Annotated in this window: 22 protein-coding genes; 12 read left to right on the forward strand and 10 right to left on the reverse strand. The window is 49.6% G+C overall.

The window, feature by feature from the left end:
- The 3 genes from rlmJ to Q0231_RS11925 form a co-directional block, all read left to right on the forward strand.
- Nucleotides 1-497, forward strand: a 497-nt coding sequence (gene rlmJ / locus Q0231_RS11915) for a 23S rRNA (adenine(2030)-N(6))-methyltransferase RlmJ (RefSeq protein WP_299347822.1), incomplete at its 5' end; no start/stop codon positions are given.
- Nucleotides 498-607: 110 nt separating this feature from the next.
- Nucleotides 608-1,162: an isochorismatase family protein gene (locus tag Q0231_RS11920; protein ID WP_299347823.1), complete on the forward strand. Its 555-nt coding sequence runs from the start codon at nucleotides 608-610 to the stop codon at nucleotides 1,160-1,162.
- 7 nt (nucleotides 1,163-1,169) lie between these two features.
- Nucleotides 1,170-2,162 carry a GlxA family transcriptional regulator gene (locus Q0231_RS11925; protein ID WP_299347824.1) on the forward strand — a complete coding sequence of 331 codons (993 nt, stop codon included), beginning with the start codon at nucleotides 1,170-1,172 and terminating at the stop codon, nucleotides 2,160-2,162.
- Nucleotides 2,163-2,166: 4 nt separating this feature from the next.
- Here the strand turns inward: Q0231_RS11925 and Q0231_RS11930 are convergent, their stop codons facing one another.
- The gene (locus tag Q0231_RS11930; protein ID WP_299347825.1) at nucleotides 2,167-2,871 is read right to left on the reverse strand and encodes an SDR family oxidoreductase; all 705 of its coding nucleotides are present in this window, start codon (nucleotides 2,869-2,871) and stop codon (nucleotides 2,167-2,169) included.
- Nucleotides 2,872-2,979: 108 nt separating this feature from the next.
- Here Q0231_RS11930 and Q0231_RS11935 point away from each other — a divergent pair, with 108 nt between their 5' ends.
- Nucleotides 2,980-3,855 carry a LysR substrate-binding domain-containing protein gene (locus tag Q0231_RS11935; RefSeq protein ID WP_299347826.1) on the forward strand — a complete coding sequence of 292 codons (876 nt, stop codon included), beginning with the start codon at nucleotides 2,980-2,982 and terminating at the stop codon, nucleotides 3,853-3,855.
- 14 nt (nucleotides 3,856-3,869) lie between these two features.
- Here Q0231_RS11935 and rlmN read toward each other — a convergent pair whose 3' ends face one another.
- From rlmN to Q0231_RS11950, 3 genes are all read right to left on the reverse strand, one after another.
- Complete coding sequence (rlmN, locus tag Q0231_RS11940) at nucleotides 3,870-5,066, reverse strand: 23S rRNA (adenine(2503)-C(2))-methyltransferase RlmN (protein ID WP_299347827.1); 1,197 nt, start codon at nucleotides 5,064-5,066, stop codon at nucleotides 3,870-3,872.
- A gap of 130 nt (nucleotides 5,067-5,196) precedes the next feature.
- Nucleotides 5,197-5,718: an invasion associated locus B family protein gene (locus tag Q0231_RS11945; protein WP_299347828.1), complete on the reverse strand. Its 522-nt coding sequence runs from the start codon at nucleotides 5,716-5,718 to the stop codon at nucleotides 5,197-5,199.
- A 75-nt stretch (nucleotides 5,719-5,793) separates the two neighbouring features.
- Nucleotides 5,794-6,321, reverse strand: a complete 528-nt coding sequence (locus tag Q0231_RS11950; RefSeq protein ID WP_269393463.1) for an invasion associated locus B family protein — start codon at nucleotides 6,319-6,321, stop codon at nucleotides 5,794-5,796.
- A gap of 200 nt (nucleotides 6,322-6,521) precedes the next feature.
- Between Q0231_RS11950 and Q0231_RS11955 the strand changes: the two genes are divergently transcribed.
- Nucleotides 6,522-6,986: a low molecular weight protein-tyrosine-phosphatase gene (locus Q0231_RS11955; protein ID WP_299347829.1), complete on the forward strand. Its 465-nt coding sequence runs from the start codon at nucleotides 6,522-6,524 to the stop codon at nucleotides 6,984-6,986.
- An 87-nt stretch (nucleotides 6,987-7,073) separates the two neighbouring features.
- Nucleotides 7,074-7,895: a CPBP family intramembrane glutamic endopeptidase gene (locus tag Q0231_RS11960; RefSeq protein ID WP_269393461.1), complete on the forward strand. Its 822-nt coding sequence runs from the start codon at nucleotides 7,074-7,076 to the stop codon at nucleotides 7,893-7,895.
- A gap of 13 nt (nucleotides 7,896-7,908) precedes the next feature.
- On the opposite strand, the gene thpR is transcribed toward Q0231_RS11960, so the two are convergent.
- Complete coding sequence (gene thpR / locus Q0231_RS11965) at nucleotides 7,909-8,448, reverse strand: RNA 2',3'-cyclic phosphodiesterase (RefSeq protein ID WP_299347830.1); 540 nt, start codon at nucleotides 8,446-8,448, stop codon at nucleotides 7,909-7,911.
- Between the two features lie 278 nt (nucleotides 8,449-8,726).
- Between thpR and Q0231_RS11970 the strand changes: the two genes are divergently transcribed.
- Entirely contained in the window at nucleotides 8,727-9,497 is a 771-nt protein-coding gene (locus Q0231_RS11970; RefSeq protein ID WP_269393459.1) for a Bax inhibitor-1/YccA family protein, read from the forward strand.
- Between the two features lie 84 nt (nucleotides 9,498-9,581).
- Nucleotides 9,582-10,088 carry a GNAT family N-acetyltransferase gene (locus Q0231_RS11975; RefSeq protein WP_299347831.1) on the forward strand — a complete coding sequence of 169 codons (507 nt, stop codon included), beginning with the start codon at nucleotides 9,582-9,584 and terminating at the stop codon, nucleotides 10,086-10,088.
- Here Q0231_RS11975 and Q0231_RS11980 read toward each other — a convergent pair.
- The 3 genes from Q0231_RS11980 to Q0231_RS11990 all read right to left on the reverse strand — a co-directional run bounded on the left by Q0231_RS11980 (nucleotide 10,085) and on the right by Q0231_RS11990 (nucleotide 12,113).
- The gene (locus Q0231_RS11980) at nucleotides 10,085-10,432 is read right to left on the reverse strand and encodes a DUF2794 domain-containing protein (RefSeq protein ID WP_299347838.1); all 348 of its coding nucleotides are present in this window, start codon (nucleotides 10,430-10,432) and stop codon (nucleotides 10,085-10,087) included. The genes Q0231_RS11975 and Q0231_RS11980 overlap by 4 nt on opposite strands.
- A 322-nt stretch (nucleotides 10,433-10,754) precedes the next feature.
- Nucleotides 10,755-11,495 (reverse strand): thioredoxin family protein, encoded by a 741-nt coding sequence (locus Q0231_RS11985; protein ID WP_269393457.1) that lies wholly within the window; start codon nucleotides 11,493-11,495, stop codon nucleotides 10,755-10,757.
- Between the two features lie 69 nt (nucleotides 11,496-11,564).
- Nucleotides 11,565-12,113: a TetR/AcrR family transcriptional regulator gene (locus Q0231_RS11990; RefSeq protein ID WP_299347832.1), complete on the reverse strand. Its 549-nt coding sequence runs from the start codon at nucleotides 12,111-12,113 to the stop codon at nucleotides 11,565-11,567.
- A 79-nt stretch (nucleotides 12,114-12,192) separates the two neighbouring features.
- Here Q0231_RS11990 and Q0231_RS11995 point away from each other — a divergent pair, with 79 nt between their 5' ends.
- Nucleotides 12,193-12,792 carry an NAD(P)H-dependent oxidoreductase gene (locus Q0231_RS11995; RefSeq protein ID WP_269393455.1) on the forward strand — a complete coding sequence of 200 codons (600 nt, stop codon included), beginning with the start codon at nucleotides 12,193-12,195 and terminating at the stop codon, nucleotides 12,790-12,792.
- 34 nt (nucleotides 12,793-12,826) lie between these two features.
- On the opposite strand, the gene acnA is transcribed toward Q0231_RS11995, so the two are convergent.
- Nucleotides 12,827-15,502 (reverse strand): aconitate hydratase AcnA, encoded by a 2,676-nt coding sequence (acnA, locus tag Q0231_RS12000; protein WP_299347833.1) that lies wholly within the window; start codon nucleotides 15,500-15,502, stop codon nucleotides 12,827-12,829.
- Nucleotides 15,503-15,796: 294 nt separating this feature from the next.
- The gene (locus tag Q0231_RS12005) at nucleotides 15,797-18,589 is read right to left on the reverse strand and encodes a bifunctional aconitate hydratase 2/2-methylisocitrate dehydratase (RefSeq protein WP_299347834.1); all 2,793 of its coding nucleotides are present in this window, start codon (nucleotides 18,587-18,589) and stop codon (nucleotides 15,797-15,799) included.
- 515 nt (nucleotides 18,590-19,104) lie between these two features.
- Here Q0231_RS12005 and ccmA point away from each other — a divergent pair.
- The 3 genes from ccmA to ccmC all read left to right on the forward strand — a co-directional run.
- Complete coding sequence (ccmA, locus tag Q0231_RS12010) at nucleotides 19,105-19,731, forward strand: heme ABC exporter ATP-binding protein CcmA (RefSeq protein WP_299347835.1); 627 nt, start codon at nucleotides 19,105-19,107, stop codon at nucleotides 19,729-19,731.
- Nucleotides 19,728-20,393 carry a heme exporter protein CcmB gene (ccmB, locus tag Q0231_RS12015; protein ID WP_299347836.1) on the forward strand — a complete coding sequence of 222 codons (666 nt, stop codon included), beginning with the start codon at nucleotides 19,728-19,730 and terminating at the stop codon, nucleotides 20,391-20,393. The genes ccmA and ccmB overlap by 4 nt, the downstream gene beginning before the upstream one ends.
- Nucleotides 20,394-20,402: 9 nt before the next feature.
- On the forward strand, nucleotides 20,403-21,017 hold a 615-nt coding region (gene ccmC / locus Q0231_RS12020), incomplete at its 3' end, for a heme ABC transporter permease CcmC (RefSeq protein WP_299347837.1).

Here is a 21,017-nt window from a genome sequence, read left to right on the forward strand (position 1 = left end):
CAGAATTGCACCCAAGAGATGCTATCAAACTTAAATCTCATTTTGAGGGTGACATCCAAGTTAAGGCGATTGAGTTGGATGGCTGGCAAGCGCTGGTGGCGCATATGCCCCCAAAAGAAAAACGCGGCATCGTTCTGGTTGATCCACCTTTTGAAAAACCTGACGAATTTACCCGCATGGGGTCTGGCCTATTCCGCGCCCACAAGCGCTTTAGCACAGGCACCTATATGCTTTGGTACCCGATCAAAGACGTGGCGCAAAAAGAAGTTTTCGCGACCCAGCTCTACAACACCGGTATCAAAAAAGTGCTGCGGGTCGAGTTCAACATTCACCAACCAACATTCCCACCAACCTTGCATGGCACGGGCATGATCATCGTCAATCCCCCTTTCACGCTGGTTGAAGAGCTCAAACTGATCTTGGCGGAACTCCAGCCCATTCTTGCCCCATCCGGCAAAGGTGATTTTGAGATCGATTGGATTTACAACGAGGACTAATATGGCGCCTTTTGGCCTAAATTGTCCTCTTGCTGACCTACTCGAACGTATATTCTTCTTGAAAGAAAGGCCATTCTGCCCCCAAACTCAAACTGAGAGAGAGGCAGAACATGTCCCATACCAACCAAGCGCTCCTTGTTGTCGATGTGCAAGAGAGTTTTCCCAAGCGCGACTATTATCAAGAAAAATACGTCCCCGCCTTCATTGAAGCCACTCAAAAGCTGATCGATGGGGCGCAAGAGGCTGGCATACCCATTGTGCAAATCTTTCACGTGGAACCTGAAGGCGCATTTTCAAAAGCTTCTGGCAACATCAAAACCCTCGCGCCGATTAAAATTGAGCCCGCCACCATTATTGAAAAGCACCGCCACTCCGCTTTTGCCGGCACGACCCTTGATATTTGGCTCAAAGAAAACGGCATCAACGAGTTAACCGTGTGTGGCATCCGTTCCGAGCAGTGCTGCGAAACCACCACGCGCCACGGCTCTGACATTGGCTATAATGTCAACTATGTGACCGATGCGACCCTAACGTTTGATATGAACCACCCCGATGGCTCCTTGCTCACAGCGGAGCAAATCAAACACCGCACCGAAACCGTATTGTCAGGCCGCTTCGCCACCATACACAGCGTTGACGATGCCATCGCGCATTTCTCGCAGTAGGAAAAACATGGCGCAGCACATCAAGGTTCATATTCTATTGGCCCCCAACCCATTGATGTTGGATTTCGCAGGGCCCGCCGAAGTGCTGCGCCGCGCCAACAAAATCCAATCTGAAATCATCTTTGATGTGCAATATATCGCCCCCCGAGATGAAATGTTGACCTCGGCGGGACTAAAGGTCTCAGGCCTATCCAAATTGCCTAATCAGTTGCAACCGAACAGTTTTTTGATGGTCTCAGGCACAACGAAGGACATTTTGGGGGATTTGCCCAGCCCTTCTGCGGCGCAGCGGGCGGCGGACAACAAAACGATCATCGAATGGTTAGGCACAGCTTTTACCAAAGAGCAAACCCTGCTCACCATCTGCAGCGGCGCTTTGCTGGCCGCACGGGCGGGCCTGTTTGATGGATATCGCTGCACGACCCATCACGACTGCTTGGAAGAATTGCGCAGCATAAGCCCGCAAATCAAGATCGAAGAAAACCGGCTCTTTACGGAGGATCGAAACCGTTTTGCCAGCGCCGGCATCACCTCCGGCACCGATTTGATGTTGCATATTGTGGGCAAGAAGTTGGGCATAGCTGCCGCCGCTGAAATCGCCAAACATATGGTGGTCTATGCGCGTCGCAATGGCGACGCACCCCAGCTTTCACCCTGGTTGCAGGGCCGCTCTCACCTGCACCCCACCATTCACCGCATTCAGGACCTTATTGCAGCCGATCCGACAAAGGATTGGGATGTGAGTTCTTTGGCCAAACAAGCCCATATGAGCGCGCGACATTTCTCGCGCCTGTTCAACAATCAAACAGGCCTGTCCGTACCCGACTATGTCAACGGCCTGCGCATCGCCATTGCAGAGAATGCCCTGCGTGCTGAACAGATCAACATTGAACATCTGGTGGGGGATTTGGGTTTCGGCTCGTCCCGCCATTTCCGCCGCGCGTGGCAAAAACACCATCAATTGTCGCCAACTCAATGGCGACAATCCCAACAAGTGTAATTGTTCAAACAGATCGCGTAATACCGCCATCCACCCGAATATTTTGACCGGTCATATAGCTTGATTTATCCGAAGCCAAAAACTCAATAAGGTTAGACACTTCCTCAACATGGCCATAACGTCCCATTGGAATGCGCGCCCGCCGGTCTTCAGTTTCTGGCAAACTGTCGATGAAACCGGGCAGCACATTATTCATCCGAATATTGTCGGATGCATATTTGTCCGAAAATAGCTTTGTAAAAGCGGCCAAGGCGGCACGAAAAACCCCTGACGTCGGAAACAGAGCCTCTGGCTCAAAAGTGGCATAAGTAGAAATATTGACGAATGAACCACCGCCTTGCTTTTGCATGATCGGTTCAACGATTTTAGCAATCCGGATGACATTTAGCAGATAAACATCCATGCCCACATGCCAGTCATCATCCGATATCTCGAGCACAGGACCTTTAGGACCATGTCCGGCGCTTGAGACAACCGCATCAATGCGCCCCCAGTGAGCCAAGGCCAGATCAGTTAGTTTTTGCAAGTCTGCAACACTTTGGTTGCTGCCCGTCACCCCAATGCCGCCAAGCTTTTGGGCCAGTGCCTCCCCTTTTCCCGAAGAGGAAAGGATGCCAACCTGCCAGCCATTTTCAGAAAAGTGACGGGCGGCATCCGCGCCAATTCCACTGCCACCACCAACGATAAGTGCAACCTTTAAATCCGTCATAATCAACCTCATAGAATAGAATTTCTACCACCATGACAGCCACACTATCTCGACGCAAATCAATATTTGTGGCACAAGATAGTAGAAAATCTATTATCTTGAGCAAACATGCAACAACGTTTACCCAGCATTCTGACCTTGCGCGCGCTGCGCGCCACAGCCAATTCTGGAAGTTTCAGCGCCGCAGCCGAACAGCTGGGGGTGACCCAGGGCGCTGTTGCGCAAAAAGTAAGGCAGTTTGAAGCTGAGATTGGATTTAAGCTTTTTGAACGATGGGCGCGTGGTCTAAGACCCACCTCAGCGTGCAAAATATATCTTGCAGAAATCGAACCTGCCCTCGAGCGCATTGGCGAAGCAACGGCCGTACTCAGCACCAATCATCAAACCAGCGCCAATCAGGTTACGGTCAGCACGACCCCCTCAATCGCCAGCCGTTGGCTAATCCCAAAGCTTTCCAGTTTTTATGTGCACCACGCAGATATCGTAATCACCATAGATGCGTCAGAAAAGCTTCGCCGCTTCACCGGACCTGACGCCATTGATATTGCCCTTCGTTGGGGCGGCACACCCAGTGAAGATCTGGACGCAAAACCAATTCTTTCCAATTTGCTGATCGCTGTTGCCAGTCCAGCTTTGGTGAAGTCCACTTTACCTAATGTTGCAAATCTAGCAAACCTGACCCTCATTAATGACGGCCATCACTTTTGGCGAAAATGGTCGACCACATTCGCTGTTGATTTGCCTTCAATTCCGCTCGATTTTGGCCAAACAAACCACGCTATCGATGCCGCCATCAATGGCCTTGGCATTGCCTTAGTGCCTTTTATGCTGGTGGATGAGATCCTAAAAACGGGCAAGCTGGTGCGCGCCTTGCCTAAAGAATATGATCTTCAAACAGACATTCAATTTTATCTGATGACAAAAGCACAAAACCAGCGCGCAGCGGTGCAAACCGTATGCCAATGGGTTTTGGACCAGGCCTAACCCCTAGCTTAGTTTTATGACCCTACCTGCAAGGCATCCCGGTCTTTTTTCTTCATCCGTTCGCTTTCAGATTTCAGCTGCCCACAAGCCGCAAAAATATCGCGACCACGCGGGGTGCGCACTGGACTAGCATAACCGGCAATATTCACCACATCCGCAAATTTCTCAATTTGCGCCCAGCTTGAACATTCATATTCTGAACCCGGCCAAGGGTTGAACGGGATCAAATTGATTTTCGCTGGAATACCATCAAGCAAGCGCACCAGCGCTTTTGCATCCGCAATAGAATCGTTGATGCCCTTAAGCATCACATATTCAAACGTGATCCGACGTGCATTGGATACGCCTGGGTAATTGCGACAAGCATCAAGCAATTCTGCCAACGGGTATTTCTTGTTGATCGGCACCAAAATATCGCGCAACTCATCGCGCACAGCGTGCAGGGAAATCGCCAGCATCACGCCGGTTTCTTCGCCAATTTCAGCAATCGCGGGCACGACACCCGAAGTCGATAAAGTAATGCGGCGTTTAGACAGGGAAATCCCATCACCATCTGCCATCAACAACATCGCTCGTTTCACATTTTCCGTATTATAAAGCGGCTCGCCCATGCCCATCATCACCACATTGGTGACCGTGCGCAGGCCTTCTTTGGGCACCACACCATCTGTGGGGCGCGTGCCGCCCGCATAATCGCCCAAACGCTCGCGCGCCATCAGCACTTGGGAAACAATTTCACCAGCCGTCAGGTTACGCACCAGCTTCTGTGTGCCCGTGTGGCAAAATGTACAGGTCAGCGTGCAACCCACTTGCGAAGATACACAAAGGGTGCCGCGATCTTCTTCTGGGATATAAACCGTTTCAACATCCACTGGCGGCATATGGGGTTGTGCGGGGTCAGTAAAACGGAACAACCATTTACGGGTGCCATCTGTTGAGACTTGCTCGGACACGATTTCAGGTCGGTTGAGAACAAACTTTTCCTTGAGCTGATCGCGCAGGCCTTTGGCGATATTCAACATATCGTCAAAGTCGGTCACACCATTAACATAGAGCCAGTTCCACAGTTGGGAAACACGCATCCGAATTTGCTTTTCAGGCAAACCAAGTGACGCCAACGCTTCGCTCAACTGCGCGCGATCCATACCAATCAGGGACTGTTTCTTTTCCGCTGCAGGTTTTGCAGCGGCTAAATCAAGGGTAATAGCCATTTATTCACCACCTACGCGATGCCAATTCTATCAAGGAACTGGCCCATCTCAATTCGCGTTTGAAAATTTAAGGTTGGCTCACCTATCACACACTATGCAAAAACGCCAACATCTTTGCGCTGTGTTGGCTTTATTGGTTGCACGCACTGTCGATTTTGCGCATCGATGCGGTGGCCCCAGACAGTGAAAATGTCAAGGTAACGCGCGCACCTTGCTTGTTCACACCTTCAAATTCCATGGTGGTACCACGCCGCATGGCAGAGGCCATTTCGCCCGACAAAGAAGGATCTTCAAGCCAAGCTGAGTCTTGTTTGGTAAACATAGAAAACTCATTGCCGCCAATTTTGATCACGGCCAAACTATCTGTTCCCAATTCAAACCCAGCCACCAAATTCATCTCATGCGCCACCCCTTCGCTGGGGCGGTGGGTCACATAAAAATAGGGTTGCTCCATGCCTTCCAATTCCGGTTCAACTGAAATCGGTTTCGAATGAATAAAGCAAAATGGTGTTGCAGAGCGGGTCGTTGAGTAAGCCGACCAGGCTTTAAAATCGCCAAGCGACTGCACAGATTGCGCAACAGCACTTTGCGGCAAAGCGGCCAGCGCCAAAACGCAGAAAGAGATGATCGTTTTAATGAGTTGGCGACGCATGAAATTAAGCAAACTATGTTGAGCACTGTTGGTTTGTGGCACTAAACCACAAAACCAACATTCGTGCAGCAAATTCTATTTACACGCCTTATCGATCTCATTCATCGCAGCCGTTACGCCAGACAATGAATAAGTGTCGGTTGTGCGGGTGCCACGAGAAGAAATGCCACGTACCACCATTTCGGTGCCTCGCTTCATTGCTTCAACAAAACCATTTTCATGCTCTTTATAGAGCCAACCAGCTTCTAGTTTTGGGTCGGTAACCATCGGATAGGCTTTGCCATCAACTGTTGCTGATGCTTCAGCTTTATCCTTGAACGGATAGCCAATCATTGTCGCAACTTCGTTCTTTTGTTTTGTTGCCATTCTATGCGTCACCAAAAAATGAATTGGCCCGCGCTTCACATTTGTGGGCTGGCTGTCTTTTGGGGTCGCAGATATATAGCAAATTGTGCCATTTGCGTCTTTGTCCGTCCATGCTGTCCAGACTTTAAAAGTACCAAGTTTTGTCGCAGCTTCAGCGCTTCCTACAACTGAAAAAGTTGAGAGCGCAGCAAATCCAGCTGCCAGTGCGAATTTTTTCATGTTCTTTGCCGTCATCATCTCTGGGTTCCTGTCCAAAATACCCGCTTCCCGCCTATTATCCGCCAACGAAGTTACCAAGCTGCAAAAATCGCAACCATTTTATACAAATGCCAACATAGCCCAAAATTGGGCGGTATTTTGGCGCTTGCCAAACCTTTTGTCTTGTTTCACCTTTCAAGGTGAATGAAGTCTTAACAAAAACCGAAATCGAGCCCACCTTGATCCGATCAATTCTATTTGTTTGCTTTGGCAATATTTGTCGATCGCCCACGGCCGAAGCCGTGTTTGCCCAAAAAGCCATTGGCCAAGGTCGCTCCGATTTGCGCATCGATAGCGCTGGCACCGGCGCTTGGCATGTGGGCAATCCACCTGATCAGCGGGCTACCCACCACGCCAAATTGCGTGGCTATGACTTGTCGCCCTTGCGCGCTCGCGCCGTTGACCCAACCGATTTTGAGCATTTCGATCTAATCCTGGCAATGGATCAGCAAAACTTTGTCGATTTGGTGCGCGCAGCACCCAAAGGCAGCAAGGCAAAAATCGAACTGTTTTTGAATTATGAACAAAGCACAACCACCGATGTTCCCGATCCCTATTATGGTGGTGACCAGGGATTTGAGAACGTACTCGATCTCATCGAAGCCGCCAGCGACGGTTTGTTAAAAACGCTTAAAGAAAGTTGAGGTTTTCTGCGCCTCTTGATCAGGCTCAACTGCGCGGCCAAACATTGGCTCTACAGATATCTTTGCAGATTATGAGTTGGTCCACAAATGAACAAAACCAAAAAAGGCATCTTTGCTTTTCTGATCATTGAAACGATTATCGTTGCTCTATTTAGCACGCTGATCATCCTTGACGGACGGGGACTTTCGCAAAATATCCCATATGCCTTGACCCTCATGCTCTCGCCCGCCATCGTTGGGCTGGGCACCAGTTGGTTTTTCACAAAATCCCTCAAAGGCTTTGGCTGGAGATTAGGATCGCCAAAACTCATGTTGGTGTCTTACCTCATCCCACTTTTGTATATTCTTGTTCCTTACGTTTTCTTGCTTGCCACTGGATTGGTTTTGTTGGACGCAAGTGCGATGGCGGAACTTGGATTAACTGAAGTCATTCAGTTCTTTTTCGCCAACATCTTGATCCTGTGTGTTCTTGTTTTGGGGGAAGAAATCGGCTGGCGCGGCTTTTTATTGCCTCAGTTGTGCAAAGTCACAAGCTTTGCAAAAGCCTCAACGATCGTAGGGGTCGTTTGGATTCTCGTGCATTTTCCCATTTTCATATTCGCCGATTACAATGCAGGCGGCGCACCACTTTGGCTGCGACTATTGTGCTTCACTGTTTTGGCCTTTGGGGTGAACCTTGCGATCAATTGGTTGCGCATTATTTCGGGCAGTCTTTGGACGGCCGTATTGCTGCACACCACCCACAATTCTTTCTTACAAGACATCAGCCCACTTTTTGTCAAAACGCAAATGTCGGAATACTTATTGTCCGAGTCAGGCATTGCCCTCGCCCTTTCCGGCGTGGTCGTGGGCACCATATTTTGGTTCAAGCGCAAGGAATTGGATGCCCCAGCACGCGCTCAAACATAGGCACGTGCAAAAACTAAGCCGCCAATGGATAGCGTTCTTCCACCAGATAAGGCCCACCACCAACCGAGTCTTTGGCCGAATAGAGCACGAATTGATTGACCGTAAAGGTTAAAGGATAAAACACCCCCGCGCGGCCAATGTGATTGGCCACCTCTTCAGCGCTCACCCCGTTTAGCCGCGCCAGCGTGACGTGTGGGGTAAACTTACGCCCTTCGGGTTTTAAACCGATCTTTTGCAAAGCCCGTTCATGCATTTCGTGCAGGGCCAATAATTGGGGGCATGGTTCAACCCCTGCATAAAGAACCCGAGGTCGATTGCCCCCAAACACCCCAAGCTGATTGATGGTGACACTAAAGGGGGGATCAACGCGCAACCCATCCAAACAATTGGCCACCGCATTGCCGGTTTGATTGTCAACATCGCCAATGTAACGCAACGTTATGTGATAGTTGGAAGCATCGATCCAGCGGGACTTACCAAGCCCGCCCCGCTTTAAAGAGAGCGCAAAACCAACATCGTGTGGAATTTCTAAGCCCGTAAATAAACGCGGCATAAAACCTCACTTTTTGTGACGTGGACCACATATTCTAACGCCCATATTAAAGCGCCTACACCAAAAACATACCATGATTCGCATCACATTTTTCTGACAATGGGCCGTATCCTACTCAACACATTGTTTTATTTTGCCTTTCCATCCCCGCTCTTGCCAAAAATTAACGCAGCCCCGTCTTGTATTTTATACAATCCATCGCCATATTGAGCGATGAAGGGCCCATGGCGCAAAGGCTAGGGCCAAAAATGATGCATTTGATAAAGAGGTTATCATCAATGGCACAATTTGATCGTCAAACATCGGCCACGCATAGCGGCACACAGGCCGCTATCGACGAGGGCCTGCGCAGCTACATGCTGGGCATCTATAACTATATGGGTATCGCGCTTGGTATTACCGGCGTGGTTGCGTTCTTTTTGACAACGCTTACCACAACAACCAACCCAGAAGCCGCCGTTGCACAAATGCAAAACGGCATTCTGCTCACTTCACTCGGCCAAACTCTTTATGGGTCGCCTTTGCAGTGGGTTGTTGCACTTGCACCCTTGGGCTTTGTATTCGGCCTGAGCATGGGCATCAACAAAATGAAGTTCGCCACAGCGCAACTTGTGTTTTGGGGTTTTGCCATCGCAATGGGTCTGTCGCTCTCATCAATCTTCTTGCAGTACACCAGTGCCTCAATTGCACGGGTATTCTTTATTACTGCAGGTACATTTGGTGCGATGAGCCTTTATGGTTACACAACCAAGCGTGATCTAACCGGCATGGGTTCATTCCTTATGATGGGTCTGATCGGTATCATCATTGCTTCGATCGTGAACATCTTCCTCGCATCTGGTCCTTTGGCTTTCGCCATTTCAGTGATCGGTGTGCTGGTCTTTGTCGGCCTAACCGCCTACGACACACAAAAGATCAAGAATATGTATTTTGAAGGTGACGGCGCAGAAACCATGGGCAAGAAGATGCTGATGGGCGCTTTGACCCTGTATCTTGATTTCATCAACCTGTTCATCATGCTGTTGCGTTTGTTCGGCAATCGCAACTAACAGGCATCGCCCAAAAGGGCTTTGAAATACCATGAAGGCCTCGTATCATTTACGGGGCCTTTTTTGTTGGGCGGGAGCGACCACATGCATATTGCAGCTTACACATTTGAATGGCTTGAAAGCATCACAGCGCTCTATAAGCACTATGTCACCAACAGTGCCATCACGTTTGATCTAGACGCCCCATGCACGGCGCAAATGGAACAAAAGCTAGAGGCGCTGACACGCGATGGCTATCCGGTCCTTATGGCCTTAGATGACAATCAAGCCTTGCTCGGGTTTGCTTATGCTAGCGCCTACCGCCCCAAACGCGCCTATCAACATTCAACCGAAATCACCATTTATGTAGACCCCAGCGCACACGGCCAAGGCATTGGCAGCGCGCTTATGCAGGCTCTTTTGTTAAAGTTGGAAGCCGATCCAAATTTCCACTCAGCCATCGCCATGATAGCAGATGATGCAAAAGCCTCCATCAGCTTGCATCAAAAATTTGGCTTTAAATCTGTTGGTTACTTAGGGGAGGTTGGCTACAAGTTTGGCCAATGGCATGGGGTCACTATTATGCAGCGCAAACTCGATAACGCAGATTAGCGTAAAGCGACAATATCACCATCTAAAACCCGCAATACTTGGTGCAGCTCGTGCCCACGTTTGAGCACCTGCCCGGCGTGGCCAACCACCCGATACATGCCTTGTTTTTTGCGCAGCTTAGGGTCCTTTTCGATCCGAAAAACCGGCATTTCACTGGCCCGTTTGAAAATCGAAAACACCGCCCGGTCTTTCATCATATCAATGGCATAATCTTTCCACTCGCCTTTTGCGACCTGTCGGCCGTAAACATTAAGAATGGTGGAAAGCTCTTTGCGATCAAAGGCAACGGTTTCAGGAATGAGCTTGGGTTTGCTTGATTGAACAGTGTCACTTGAATGAACCAGCTTTAGTTTAACCGGTGATTTTGGTGAAAAATGCTCCGTCAATGTCAAACCTCCTAACCAAGCTTATCCTGACATGATTGCGCCAATATTTGGTTAAGACAAGGTATAAAAAGCCCCAAAATCGTCACATTTCGCTCAAGATATCGCCGGATTGCGCTTCTATATATCAATCATAGCCTCCAGTACCCCGGCCCTTGGACTGTTTTAGCCCCCAATCGAAGAGCAGCTCCAAGGTGCCGGACCCCAAATAATGACCATGCACAACCAAAACCCCCAAACTCCAAATTGGGGGTTCTTTGTTGAAGACCTCTTGGCTTAAAGATTAGCGCAGCAACGAAACCGCGCCGAGCATGCGACCGGGCAAACCGTTGGGCGCTCGTTCTTGTACCAGCACCGCAAGCCCATCAACGCCTTCATTCATCATCTGCGGCATCGGGATGCGCAACTCGGTCGCCTTTTTGGACGACCACATGCCAACCAGCTGACGCTTTTGCACGATGGATGAGTAGGTGATCAATTGACCACGGTTTTCTCCCCGCTCGATCTTTACCTGGGCTTTAGAGACAAACGGCACCAACCAAATGGTCGCGTCTTTCACTGCAATTTCAGCGCTTGGAATATTGATGGAGAGCATGTCACCTTCAGCGTGCAAATTGACAATCACGTCAAGTTTCGCATTTGCCGTAGCTTCTTTAATTTCATCCAAATGCGACCCCACCACATCAACAGTGCCATTGATCAGCAATTGAGGGGTATAAACCTGCTTTTCATTGCGTTGGCGTGCATAGCGGCGTTGCAATTCTGAGTGCTCTTTTTGGCTAAACGTATCTTCCCAGCCGATATAATTCCAATAGTCCACGTGATAAGCGAGCGTGATTAGATTTTTATCTTTGGCCAATTCGGCCAAAATCTCGTCCGCTGGTGGACAAGATGAGCACCCTTGCGAGGTAAAAAGCTCCAAAACCGCAATCGGCTGGCCTTTTACGTCCATTGCCTTCACCGGCGCAACGCCGCCAACAACCATGCTGGCCAGCAGCGCAATTTTTGAAATAATGTTTTTCATGCCCTTTGTCTTAAGCCAAGTATCGCTCACCTGCCAGTCACACGCGCTGACAAATTCGCGATCATAGATTTATACACGCGCACAAAGCCGAAAAAACACGGACTTTGCCTCTTCAATATCAGCACAAACGCGCAAGACCACAATGGCATAAACCAAATTTGCCCTGACCGCTTGCGCGCGATCATCCGCCAAGGCGGCATTAGATGCACCAAAACACGCAGTAAGCTGTTCCACCAATCTGTCTTCGCTTGGGGCGATGACTTCGCGGCAAATTTGTGCGCCATCCCCAACGCTTAGGCGTGCATAAACATCGTCTTTTGCCGCCCACTCCAAAATTGATGCGAGCTGCGCACATATCGTGCTTATATCAGACGTACCCTCTTGTTTTAAGCGCTTTGCAATACGTTCAAGTTCTTTAGCGAAAATGGTCGCTGCAATCGCCAGCTTTTCACTAAAATGGGCGAGTACGGTGCCCTTGCCCACGCCAGCTGCCAGCGCTATTTGCGCAATGGAGATTTCATCATAACGGCTTTGCTCCGCCAAGGTTCGGTACGCACCTGAAATAGCACGCCTGGTTTCTTGAGCGCGAACTTGTTTGGCTTCAACTCGTCTATTCATAATCACTCCCTAACATAGTTGACCGGGGTCAAAAAGAACTTTATATAAGTTGACCACGGTCAATTATTGGAAGTAACTCATGAATATTCTCATTTTATCCGGACACCCGCGCCAACAAAGCTTCACCCACGCCCTTTCAAAAGCCTATCAAGAGGGCGCGCAGCTTGCCGGCGCGCAAACAAGCCTTGTGTCTTTGTCCAACATCCAATTGGGTAACCAAACAGATAGTCCATTGCCATCACAATCAAGTTGGACGGCTGATATGAAGGCACTTTGGCAAGAAATGAAAGCAGCAGATCACGTTGTTATCGCTCACCCGCTTTGGTGGGGCAGCATGCCAGGCGAGCTTAAAATGCTATTTGATCGGTTGCTGGTTTCAGGCACCGCTTACCAATATCAACAAGGAAAAGCCTTCCCCAAGGGCCTATTGGCTGATCGCACCGCCGAACTCATCATGACCTCTGATACACCGGATTGGTATTACCGGTTTGGCTATTGCAGTGCACAGACAAATCTGATGAAAAATCAAATCCTCAAGTTCATTGGTCTCAAACCAGTTCGCTCCACACACATCTCACCCGTTCGGAACATGAGCGATATCGCGCGCGCAAAAAAGCTGGAACAGGTCAAAAACATGGCGTTCAAATATTCGTCTCGCCAACAAAAAAGCGCGGCCTAAAAGCCGCGCTCCAAATTCTGTTCAGTGTCAAATATCAAGCAACAAGATTGCGCAAGACATAATGCAAAATACCACCATTTCGGAAGTAATCTAACTCGTCTTCCGTATCGATCCGGCAAAGCGCTTCAAAGCTCTTTTCAGATCCATCCGCTGATTTCACTTTAACGATTACGTCACATCGTGGCGTGATCTCACCAATCCCATCAATCGATACCTCTTCATCGCCGGTTAGACCCAAGGAGCTCCAGCTCGCACCATCTTTAAACTGCAACGGAAGAACCCCCATACCCACAAGGTTGGAGCGGTGAATACGCTCAAAGCTCTCAACGATCACCGCGCGAACGCCGAGCAGTCTTGTGCCTTTTGCCGCCCAATCCCTTGAAGAACCTGTGCCATATTCCTTGCCGCCAAAAACCACCAATGGGGTGCCTTTCTCAGCATAGGCCATTGCCGCGTCATACATGGCGGCAACGTCACCTGATGGGTCTTTGGTGAAACCACCTTCAACGCCGGGCACCATTTGGTTTTTGATCCGAATATTTGCAAATGTGCCGCGCATCATAATCTCATGGTTACCCCGACGCGACCCATAGGAGTTAAAGTCTTTCACCCCAACTTGACGGTCCAGCAAATATTTACCCGCAGGTGTATCCGCTTTAAACGACCCGGCTGGCGAAATATGATCGGTTGTGATGCTATCGCCAAATAGGCTCAAGATCCGCGCTGACTTCACATCTTTTTGCGGTGTAATTTCTTTGCTCACCCCCTCAAAATACGGCGGGTTTTGCACATAGGTGGAAGCAGAATTCCAATTGTAGGTTTCTCCCCCTTCAACCTTAATCTTTTGCCAACCTGCATCGCCTTTAAACACGTCGGAATAGCGTTTGATGAACATCTCACGCGTAACTGACTGGCGCACTATCGAAGAAATTTCTTCACGCGTTGGCCACAAATCCTTTAAATAAACCGGTTTGCCATCGCTACCCGTGCCCAAGGGTTCGGTTGTAATGTCGATACTCATTTTGCCCGCCAACGCATAGGCAACCACCAACGGCGGCGAGGCCAGATAGTTCGCTTTTACATCCGGGTTCACCCGACCCTCAAAGTTTCGGTTACCGGATAAGACAGAACAAGCCACCAAGTCTTTTGCACCAATGGCTTTTGAAATGGCAGGGGGCAAAGGCCCCGAGTTTCCAATACAAGTCGTGCAGCCATATCCAACAAGATTAAAACCAAGCGCATCCAAATCATCTTGCAGACCAGAAGCGGTCAAATATTCGGTCACAACTTGTGATCCGGGCGCCAAAGAGGTTTTGACCCAAGGTTGAACCTCTAGCCCCAGCGCCCGCGCCTTGCGCGCCACCAATCCAGCCGCCACCAAAACCGCAGGGTTTGAGGTATTGGTGCAAGATGTAATCGCCGCAATCACCACATCCCCATGGGTGATCGAATAGTCTGTGCCCTCAACCGGTGCAGCTGGTACATCTGTTTTGGCATATTCGCCCGCAAGCGCTTCAGCAAACTTTTGCTTCGCCTCATCCAAATTCACCCGATCTTGTGGGCGTTTTGGCCCAGAAATCGCTGGCACCACACCATCCAAATCAAGATAAAGAACATCGGTATAAGTTGCCTCAACCGTATTTGCATCGCGGAACATGCCTTGAGCTTTGGAATAAGCTTCAACCAAAGCCACTCGGTCCCCATCACGACCCGTAGTGTCCAAATAGGCGAGCGTTTCGCTGTCCACCGGAAAGAAACCGCAAGTCGCCCCATATTCTGGAGCCATATTGGCAATTGTTGCCTGATCTTCCAACGTCAAATTATCAAGGCCTGGGCCATAAAACTCAACGAATTTACCCACCACGCCCCGCTCACGCAGCATTTCAACCACCCGCAACACCAAATCGGTTGCGGTAATACCGTCCCGCATATTGCCTTCAAGTTTAAAACCGATCACTTCAGGGATCAGCATGGAGATCGGCTGTCCCAGCATCGCAGCTTCAGCTTCAATGCCCCCAACGCCCCAGCCTAAAACGGCCAAACCGTTGATCATAGTGGTGTGGCTATCTGTACCCACAAGCGTATCCGGATATGCAATGGTTTCGCCGTTGGCTTCTTTCGTCCAAACCGTTTGGGCCAAATACTCAAGATTCACCTGGTGGCAAATGCCCGTTCCGGGCGGCACCACGCGGAAATTATCAAACGCCTCTTGGCCCCAGCGCAAAAACTCATAGCGTTCGCCATTGCGTTGATATTCACGCTCCACATTTTGGGTAAAAGCTTGCCCAGTACCAAAGAAATCAACCATCACCGAGTGGTCAATCACCAAATCCACCGGCACCTGGGGGTTGATCTTTTGTGGGTCAGCGCCAAGCTTTGCGGTGGCGTCGCGCATCGCGGCCAAATCAACAACTGCGGGCACACCCGTAAAATCCTGCATCAGCACACGCGCAGGACGAAAGGAAATTTCCTGCGCAGAAGATTTGGTTTTTAGCCAATCAGCGCAGGCCACAATATCATCTTTGGTGACCGTGCGGCCATCTTCAAAGCGCAATAGATTTTCCAAAACCACTTTGAGGGAAATTGGAAGTTTCGAGATACCCGAAAGCCCGTTTTTCTCTGCTTCTGGGAGCGAATAATAAGTGTAAGATTTGTCGCCAACAACCAAAGTCTGTCTGGCGTTGAAACTGTTCAATGAAGTGTGTGTCAATTTGCTGCCTGCCTATCCAGATGGTTCAAACTGGTGTCGATCAAAAGCAATAAGGGGACGCTTTCGACCAACAGCCGATGGAGAAACGTCACTGTCCCCACGGCAACGTTCAAACATCATATAGTAAAACGAAACGTTTGTTGCCAGTATTTGGTTCCATCCCTTTGGCAACAAAATAGCGAAATCGAACAAACTTTGAAAAACACGAAGACGTGATGCTCAGCTGGCCACAAAAAAAGCCGGCGGGTCACCCCACCGGCTTGATTTGTCTAGTTTCTAGCGCCTTTAGGGCTCTTAGAAGTGAACAGACTTTGTGTCGATCGGCTTCACCTGAGGCGGTGCGAATTTGGTCAGGTCGATACCCTCAACTGCTTCTTTGTACTCATCAAGGCTTGGGGTGCGCCCAAGGATTGCCGAAAGCACGACAATTGGTGTTGATGCAAGCAGGCTTTCGCCTTTTTTCTCAGCACTGTCTTCCACTACCCGGCCTTGGAATAGGCGGGTTGAGGTGGCCAGCACCGTGTCGCCTTTGGCCGCTTTTTCTTGGTTCCCCATGCAAAGGTTACAGCCCGGGCGCTCAAGATACATGATGTTCTCATATTCCGTGCGCGCCGCGGCTTTTGGCTTTAGGTCGTCAAATTCAAAGCCAGAGTACTTTTGCAAGATTTCCCAGTCGCCCTCTTCCTTCAACTCGTCGATGATATTGTAGGTCGGCGCAGCAACAACAAGCGGGGCGTTAAACTCCACCTTGCCATTTACTTTTTCAAGATTGCGCAGCATTTGCGCCACGATCTTCATGTCGCCCTTATGCACCATGCATGACCCAACGAACCCAAGATCAACCTTTTTGTCCGACCCATAATAGCTGATTGGGCGGATCGTATCGTGGGTGTAACGTTTAGAAATCTCAATATTGTTCACATCCGGGTCAGCAATCATTGGCTCAACGATTTGGTCGAGGTCAACAACAACTTCAGCGGCGTACTTCGCATTGTCGTCAGGGCGCAACGCAGGCTTTTCGCCTGACTTAATTTCCCCAATGCGCTTGTCGGCAATGGCGATAAGGCTATGCAGCGTTTTGGCTTCATTTTCCATGCCCTTATCGATCATCACTTGGATGCGGTGTTTGGCGATCTCAAGCGATTCAATCAATGTATCGTCTTGTGAGATACAGATTGAGGCTTTCGCCTTCATCTCAGCGGTCCAATCGGTAAAGGTGAAGGCTTGGTCAGCCAACAATGTACCAATATGTACTTCGATGATGCGGCCTTGGAAAACGTTCTCGCCAAATTGCTCTAGCATTTGCAATTGGGTCGCATGCACCACATCGCGGAAATCCATGTGGTCGGCCATTTTGCCTTTAAATGTCACCTTCACAGATTCAGGAATTGGCATGGTCGCTTCACCTGTCGCCAGCGCGAGTGCCACCGTGCCACTGTCCGCACCAAAGGCAACGCCTTTGGACATACGGGTGTGTGAATCGCCACCAATAATGATCGCCCAATCGTCCACAGTAATGTCATTGAGCACCTTGTGGATCACATCGGTCATCGCGTGATAGCTGCCTTTGGGATCGCGCGCGGTGATTAGACCAAACTTATTCATAAAGCTCATCAGCTTTGGAATATTGTTTTGCGCTTTAATGTCCCACACAGAAGCGGTGTGACAGCCAGATTGATATGCCCCATCAACAATTGGTGAAATCACCGTCGCCGCCATCGCTTCAAGCTCTTGGGCGGTCATCAAACCTGTTGTGTCTTGTGACCCAACAATGTTCACTTCCACCCGCACGTCTGAACCAGCGTGCAATGGCGTTTTGCTTTTCACGCCAACCGCGTTCTTGTTGAAAATCTTTTCAACCGCCGTCAGGCCTTGACCTTCGTGCGAAATCTCTTTGGCTGGAGCAAAAACAAGTGGCGCTTCAATGCCCAACGTTGCTGCCGCAAAAGTTTGCAGCTTTTTACCAAACACAATCGCATATGAGCCCGCAGCTTTGATGAACTCGACCTTTTGCGCTGTCAAAGCTGATGAGATATCCGCATGCTCTTTTTCGCCATTCTCATCGAGAAGCTTTTTCTTCTTTGTGTTGATGGTCAACACAGTGCCGGTTTCAACCGAATATTTTTCTTCCAATACCGCATCACCATTATTGTTGATGATCGGCTTGCCGTCTGGGCCAGTTTTCTTGACCCAGTTTTTCAAATCAATCCCAATACCGCCGGTAACCCCAACAGTGGTCAAAAAGATCGGCGAAATGCCATTGGTGCCCGCAACGATCGGCGCAAAGTTCACAAAGGGCACATAGGGGCTAGCTTGTTTGCCCGTCCACAATGCTGCGTTGTTGATGCCCGACATGCGAGAAGAGCCAACACCCATGGTGCCTTTTTCCGCAATCAACATCACGCGCTTATCAGGGTGTTGAAGTTTGAGCGCTTGAATTTCGGCCTGTGCTTTGTCCGAAATAAAGCATTTGCCGTGCAATTCGCGGTCTGAACGCGAGTGCGCCTGATTGCCAGGTGACAGCAAATCGGTCGAAATATCGCCTTCCCCAGCGATATAAGTCACCACTTTGATTTCTTCTTCAACGCCGGGAAGTTTGGTGAAAAACTCCGCATTCGCATAACTTCCAAGAATGTCTTTAGCAATCACATTGCCTGCTTCAAAAGCTTCTTTTAGGCGGCTCGTGTCCGCATCATAAAGGAACACTTGGGTTTTCAACACGTCAGCAGCTTGTTCAGCGATCGCTACGTCATCACCCAACGCCAAATCCAACAGCACTTCAATTGAAGGGCCACCCTTCATGTGTGACAAAAGCTCAAAAGCAAAATCTGGCGTAATTTCTTGAACAGCTGATTGGCCAAGAATGATCTCTTTTAGGAACTTGGCTTTAACACCTGCCGCACTGGTCGTGCCTGGCAATGTGTTATAAATGAAGAAGTTCAAGCTTTCCTTGCGGTGCTCATTGCCCTCATCTTTGATCTGCGCAACCAGTTCTGCAACCAGCCCACCATCATCAATTGGCTTAGGGTGCAATCCGTCAGCTTTTCGAGTTTCAATCTCGTTCAAATAATCCGTATATAAGCCCATGGTTTGCAACCTTCCATTCCTGATATTGCTTTCAAAACGACCTCACTTGTTCCTGAGAGAAGCCGCGAAAGCGAACTAAGCGCATCAATATTTTAACGTCTTGCGTCTGGCAAGAAATTTTGAACAGTCTTTAATCCAGAGCTAGGGTTCTTTGCGCGAAAAACCAAGCTTTGGAGACCAGTGAAAATGTAGATTTTGACGTGCACAGGACATGCATGAGCGGTTTCTTTTAAAACCCGCGCCAACACTAAAGCCGCAAAGTTGCCCAAAGCTGTCCGTTATAATCTGTCTGACGTAAAAGCTGTTCAAAGGGGATCCTGTCACGGCGTCTGCCTGTCCATTCAAATTTCAAACTTGCCCCGACCAAAAGCGCTAGAAGTGCTTTTGATCATAAAGCATGAAATGATCACCTCTGTCCCCACGGAGGTGTTCGCGCGCTTTATAATGAAAATATTCTCCTCTTGCCAGCCTCTACTTTAATCCAATATCACTCCAATATGGATCAAATGGCTCAAATGGTTGAAAAAACGTTCATTAAGGTGCGCGAATTAGCTGTGTCGCGCGGCGGATTTGTTATTTTTGAAGGCATTTCCTTTGATGCAATGCCCGGTGAAGTGATTCTTTTGCGCGGACCTAATGGCGCAGGCAAGTCCACCTGCCTCGCGGCCCTTTATGGCGCGCTTGCCCCAACCCAAGGCTTGATCGATATTCATTTGAACGACGAAAACCGCTCAACCCGCGAACTCATTCACGTCATCGGCCACGTGCCCGGCGTCAAAACCACCCTTACCGTACGCGAAAACTTGCAATTTTGGGCAGATCTTTATGGCAGCGTCGCAAATGTAAAAAATGCCATTGACGCTGCTGGCCTGCATCCAATTGCCGATAGCGACGCATCGATATTGTCTGCCGGGCAAACCCGCCGATTGGCTTTGGCGCGATTGCTGGTGGCTGAACGTCCAATTTGGATATTGGACGAACCAACTTCCGCCCTTGATAAACAAGGCGACGCTTGGGTGGGCACCTTAATCGCTGACCATGCCCAAAAGGGTGGCATCATCATTGCCGCCACTCATTTAGACATTCCCAATGTACCAGCCGAAAAAATCAAAACAGTTCTGATCAACGGAGCACCCGCATGAAAGCGTTCTGGGCCATTGTGAAACGCGACATCAAATTGGCCACTCGGATTGGTGGCGACGCAATGACCGTTTTGTTGTTCTATGTAATGGTTGGGGCGATCATGCCCTTTGCCATTGGCCCTGATAAAGTGCTTTTGGCCAAACTTGGCCCGGCAATTATTTGGATTTCAGCGCTCTTGTCGCTTTTGTTGGCGCTAGATCGCCTGTTCCGCACTGACCACGAAGATGGCTCGCTAATCGCCATGAGCCAAGCCCCATTGCCACTCGAAATGATTGTGACGGCAAAAATTCTTGCTCATTGGCTGACCAATGCTTTGCCATTGATTGCGGCCACACCGCTCTTGGCAATATTGCTCAACTTGGATGCGGGCCAAACGCTCAAGGTAATTCTCACCCTATTGATCGGCACCCCGGCATTGGTTTGTTTTGGTGCGATAGGGGCGGCGGTAACCGTGACAATAAAGCGCGGGGGCTTAATCGCCCCCATCCTTATTTTGCCACTTTCTATCCCCACCCTGATTTTTGGGGTCAGCGCCTTATCCACCGGGGCAATTGAAACGGCTGCGAGTTCAGCCCTGCTGTTTTTAGCAGGTTTTACGCTTTTGGCTTTGGTGTTCACCCCCTTTGCAACAGCGCTTGCGTTGAAAATGGGAGCCGAGTAAGAAGAATATATGTCAAAAAACGCATCTATTGATCCCACACCACAAGATCTTGGCTTTTTCTCGCGTATCGCGCACCCGGGGCATTTTCTATTGTGGTCCAAACATTGGCTGATGCCGCTCACAATTATTTCCGTGGCGCTTTTGCTGTTCGGCACCTATTTGGCGTTTTTCAATTCGCCAGCTGATTACCAACAAGGCGATACGGTGCGCATCATGTATGTGCATGTGCCAAACGCTTGGCTCTCCCAATTCTGCTACGCGGTAATGGTTATGGCCTCGGTTGGCTCGCTTGTTTGGCGGCATCCGCTGGCGGACGTTTCTGCAAAAGCAGCGGCACCCTTGGGCGCAACATTTACCGCCGTTGCCTTAGCCACCGGCGCACTTTGGGGCGCACCGACTTGGGGCACCTTTTGGGAATGGGATGGCCGCATGACATCAACTTTGGTCATGCTGTTCATTTACCTCGGGATCATCGCCCTTTGGCGCACTTTTGAAGACCAAGCCCGCGCGGGCCGCATTATCGCCGTGATCACTTTGGTCGGCGCGATCAATATCCCGATCATCAAATTCTCTGTTGAATGGTGGAACACCCTGCATCCACCCGCCAGCGTCTTTAGACCCGAT

The sequence above is a fragment of the uncultured Maritalea sp. genome (genome assembly GCF_937139385.1).
GTDB lineage: Bacteria > Pseudomonadota > Alphaproteobacteria > Rhizobiales > Devosiaceae > Maritalea > Maritalea porphyrae_A.

Bases quoted from the DNA above. Each gene is read 5' to 3' on its own strand.
- Q0231_RS11920 (WP_299347823.1), top strand. From the start codon at position 608: ATGTCCCATACCAACCAAGCGCTCCTTGTTGTCGATGTGCAAGAGAGT.
- Q0231_RS11925 (WP_299347824.1), top strand. From the start codon at position 1,170: ATGGCGCAGCACATCAAGGTTCATATTCTATTGGCCCCCAACCCATTG.
- Q0231_RS11930 (WP_299347825.1), bottom strand. From the start codon at position 2,871: ATGACGGATTTAAAGGTTGCACTTATCGTTGGTGGTGGCAGTGGAATT.
- Q0231_RS11935 (WP_299347826.1), top strand. From the start codon at position 2,980: ATGCAACAACGTTTACCCAGCATTCTGACCTTGCGCGCGCTGCGCGCC.
- rlmN (WP_299347827.1), bottom strand. From the start codon at position 5,066: ATGGCTATTACCCTTGATTTAGCCGCTGCAAAACCTGCAGCGGAAAAG.
- Q0231_RS11945 (WP_299347828.1), bottom strand. From the start codon at position 5,718: ATGCGTCGCCAACTCATTAAAACGATCATCTCTTTCTGCGTTTTGGCG.
- Q0231_RS11950 (WP_269393463.1), bottom strand. From the start codon at position 6,321: ATGATGACGGCAAAGAACATGAAAAAATTCGCACTGGCAGCTGGATTT.
- Q0231_RS11960 (WP_269393461.1), top strand. From the start codon at position 7,074: ATGAACAAAACCAAAAAAGGCATCTTTGCTTTTCTGATCATTGAAACG.
- thpR (WP_299347830.1), bottom strand. From the start codon at position 8,448: ATGCCGCGTTTATTTACGGGCTTAGAAATTCCACACGATGTTGGTTTT.
- Q0231_RS11970 (WP_269393459.1), top strand. From the start codon at position 8,727: ATGGCACAATTTGATCGTCAAACATCGGCCACGCATAGCGGCACACAG.
- Q0231_RS11975 (WP_299347831.1), top strand. From the start codon at position 9,582: ATGCATATTGCAGCTTACACATTTGAATGGCTTGAAAGCATCACAGCG.
- Q0231_RS11985 (WP_269393457.1), bottom strand. From the start codon at position 11,495: ATGAAAAACATTATTTCAAAAATTGCGCTGCTGGCCAGCATGGTTGTT.
- Q0231_RS11990 (WP_299347832.1), bottom strand. From the start codon at position 12,113: ATGAATAGACGAGTTGAAGCCAAACAAGTTCGCGCTCAAGAAACCAGG.
- Q0231_RS11995 (WP_269393455.1), top strand. From the start codon at position 12,193: ATGAATATTCTCATTTTATCCGGACACCCGCGCCAACAAAGCTTCACC.
- Q0231_RS12005 (WP_299347834.1), bottom strand. From the start codon at position 18,589: ATGGGCTTATATACGGATTATTTGAACGAGATTGAAACTCGAAAAGCT.
- ccmA (WP_299347835.1), top strand. From the start codon at position 19,105: ATGGTTGAAAAAACGTTCATTAAGGTGCGCGAATTAGCTGTGTCGCGC.
- ccmB (WP_299347836.1), top strand. From the start codon at position 19,728: ATGAAAGCGTTCTGGGCCATTGTGAAACGCGACATCAAATTGGCCACT.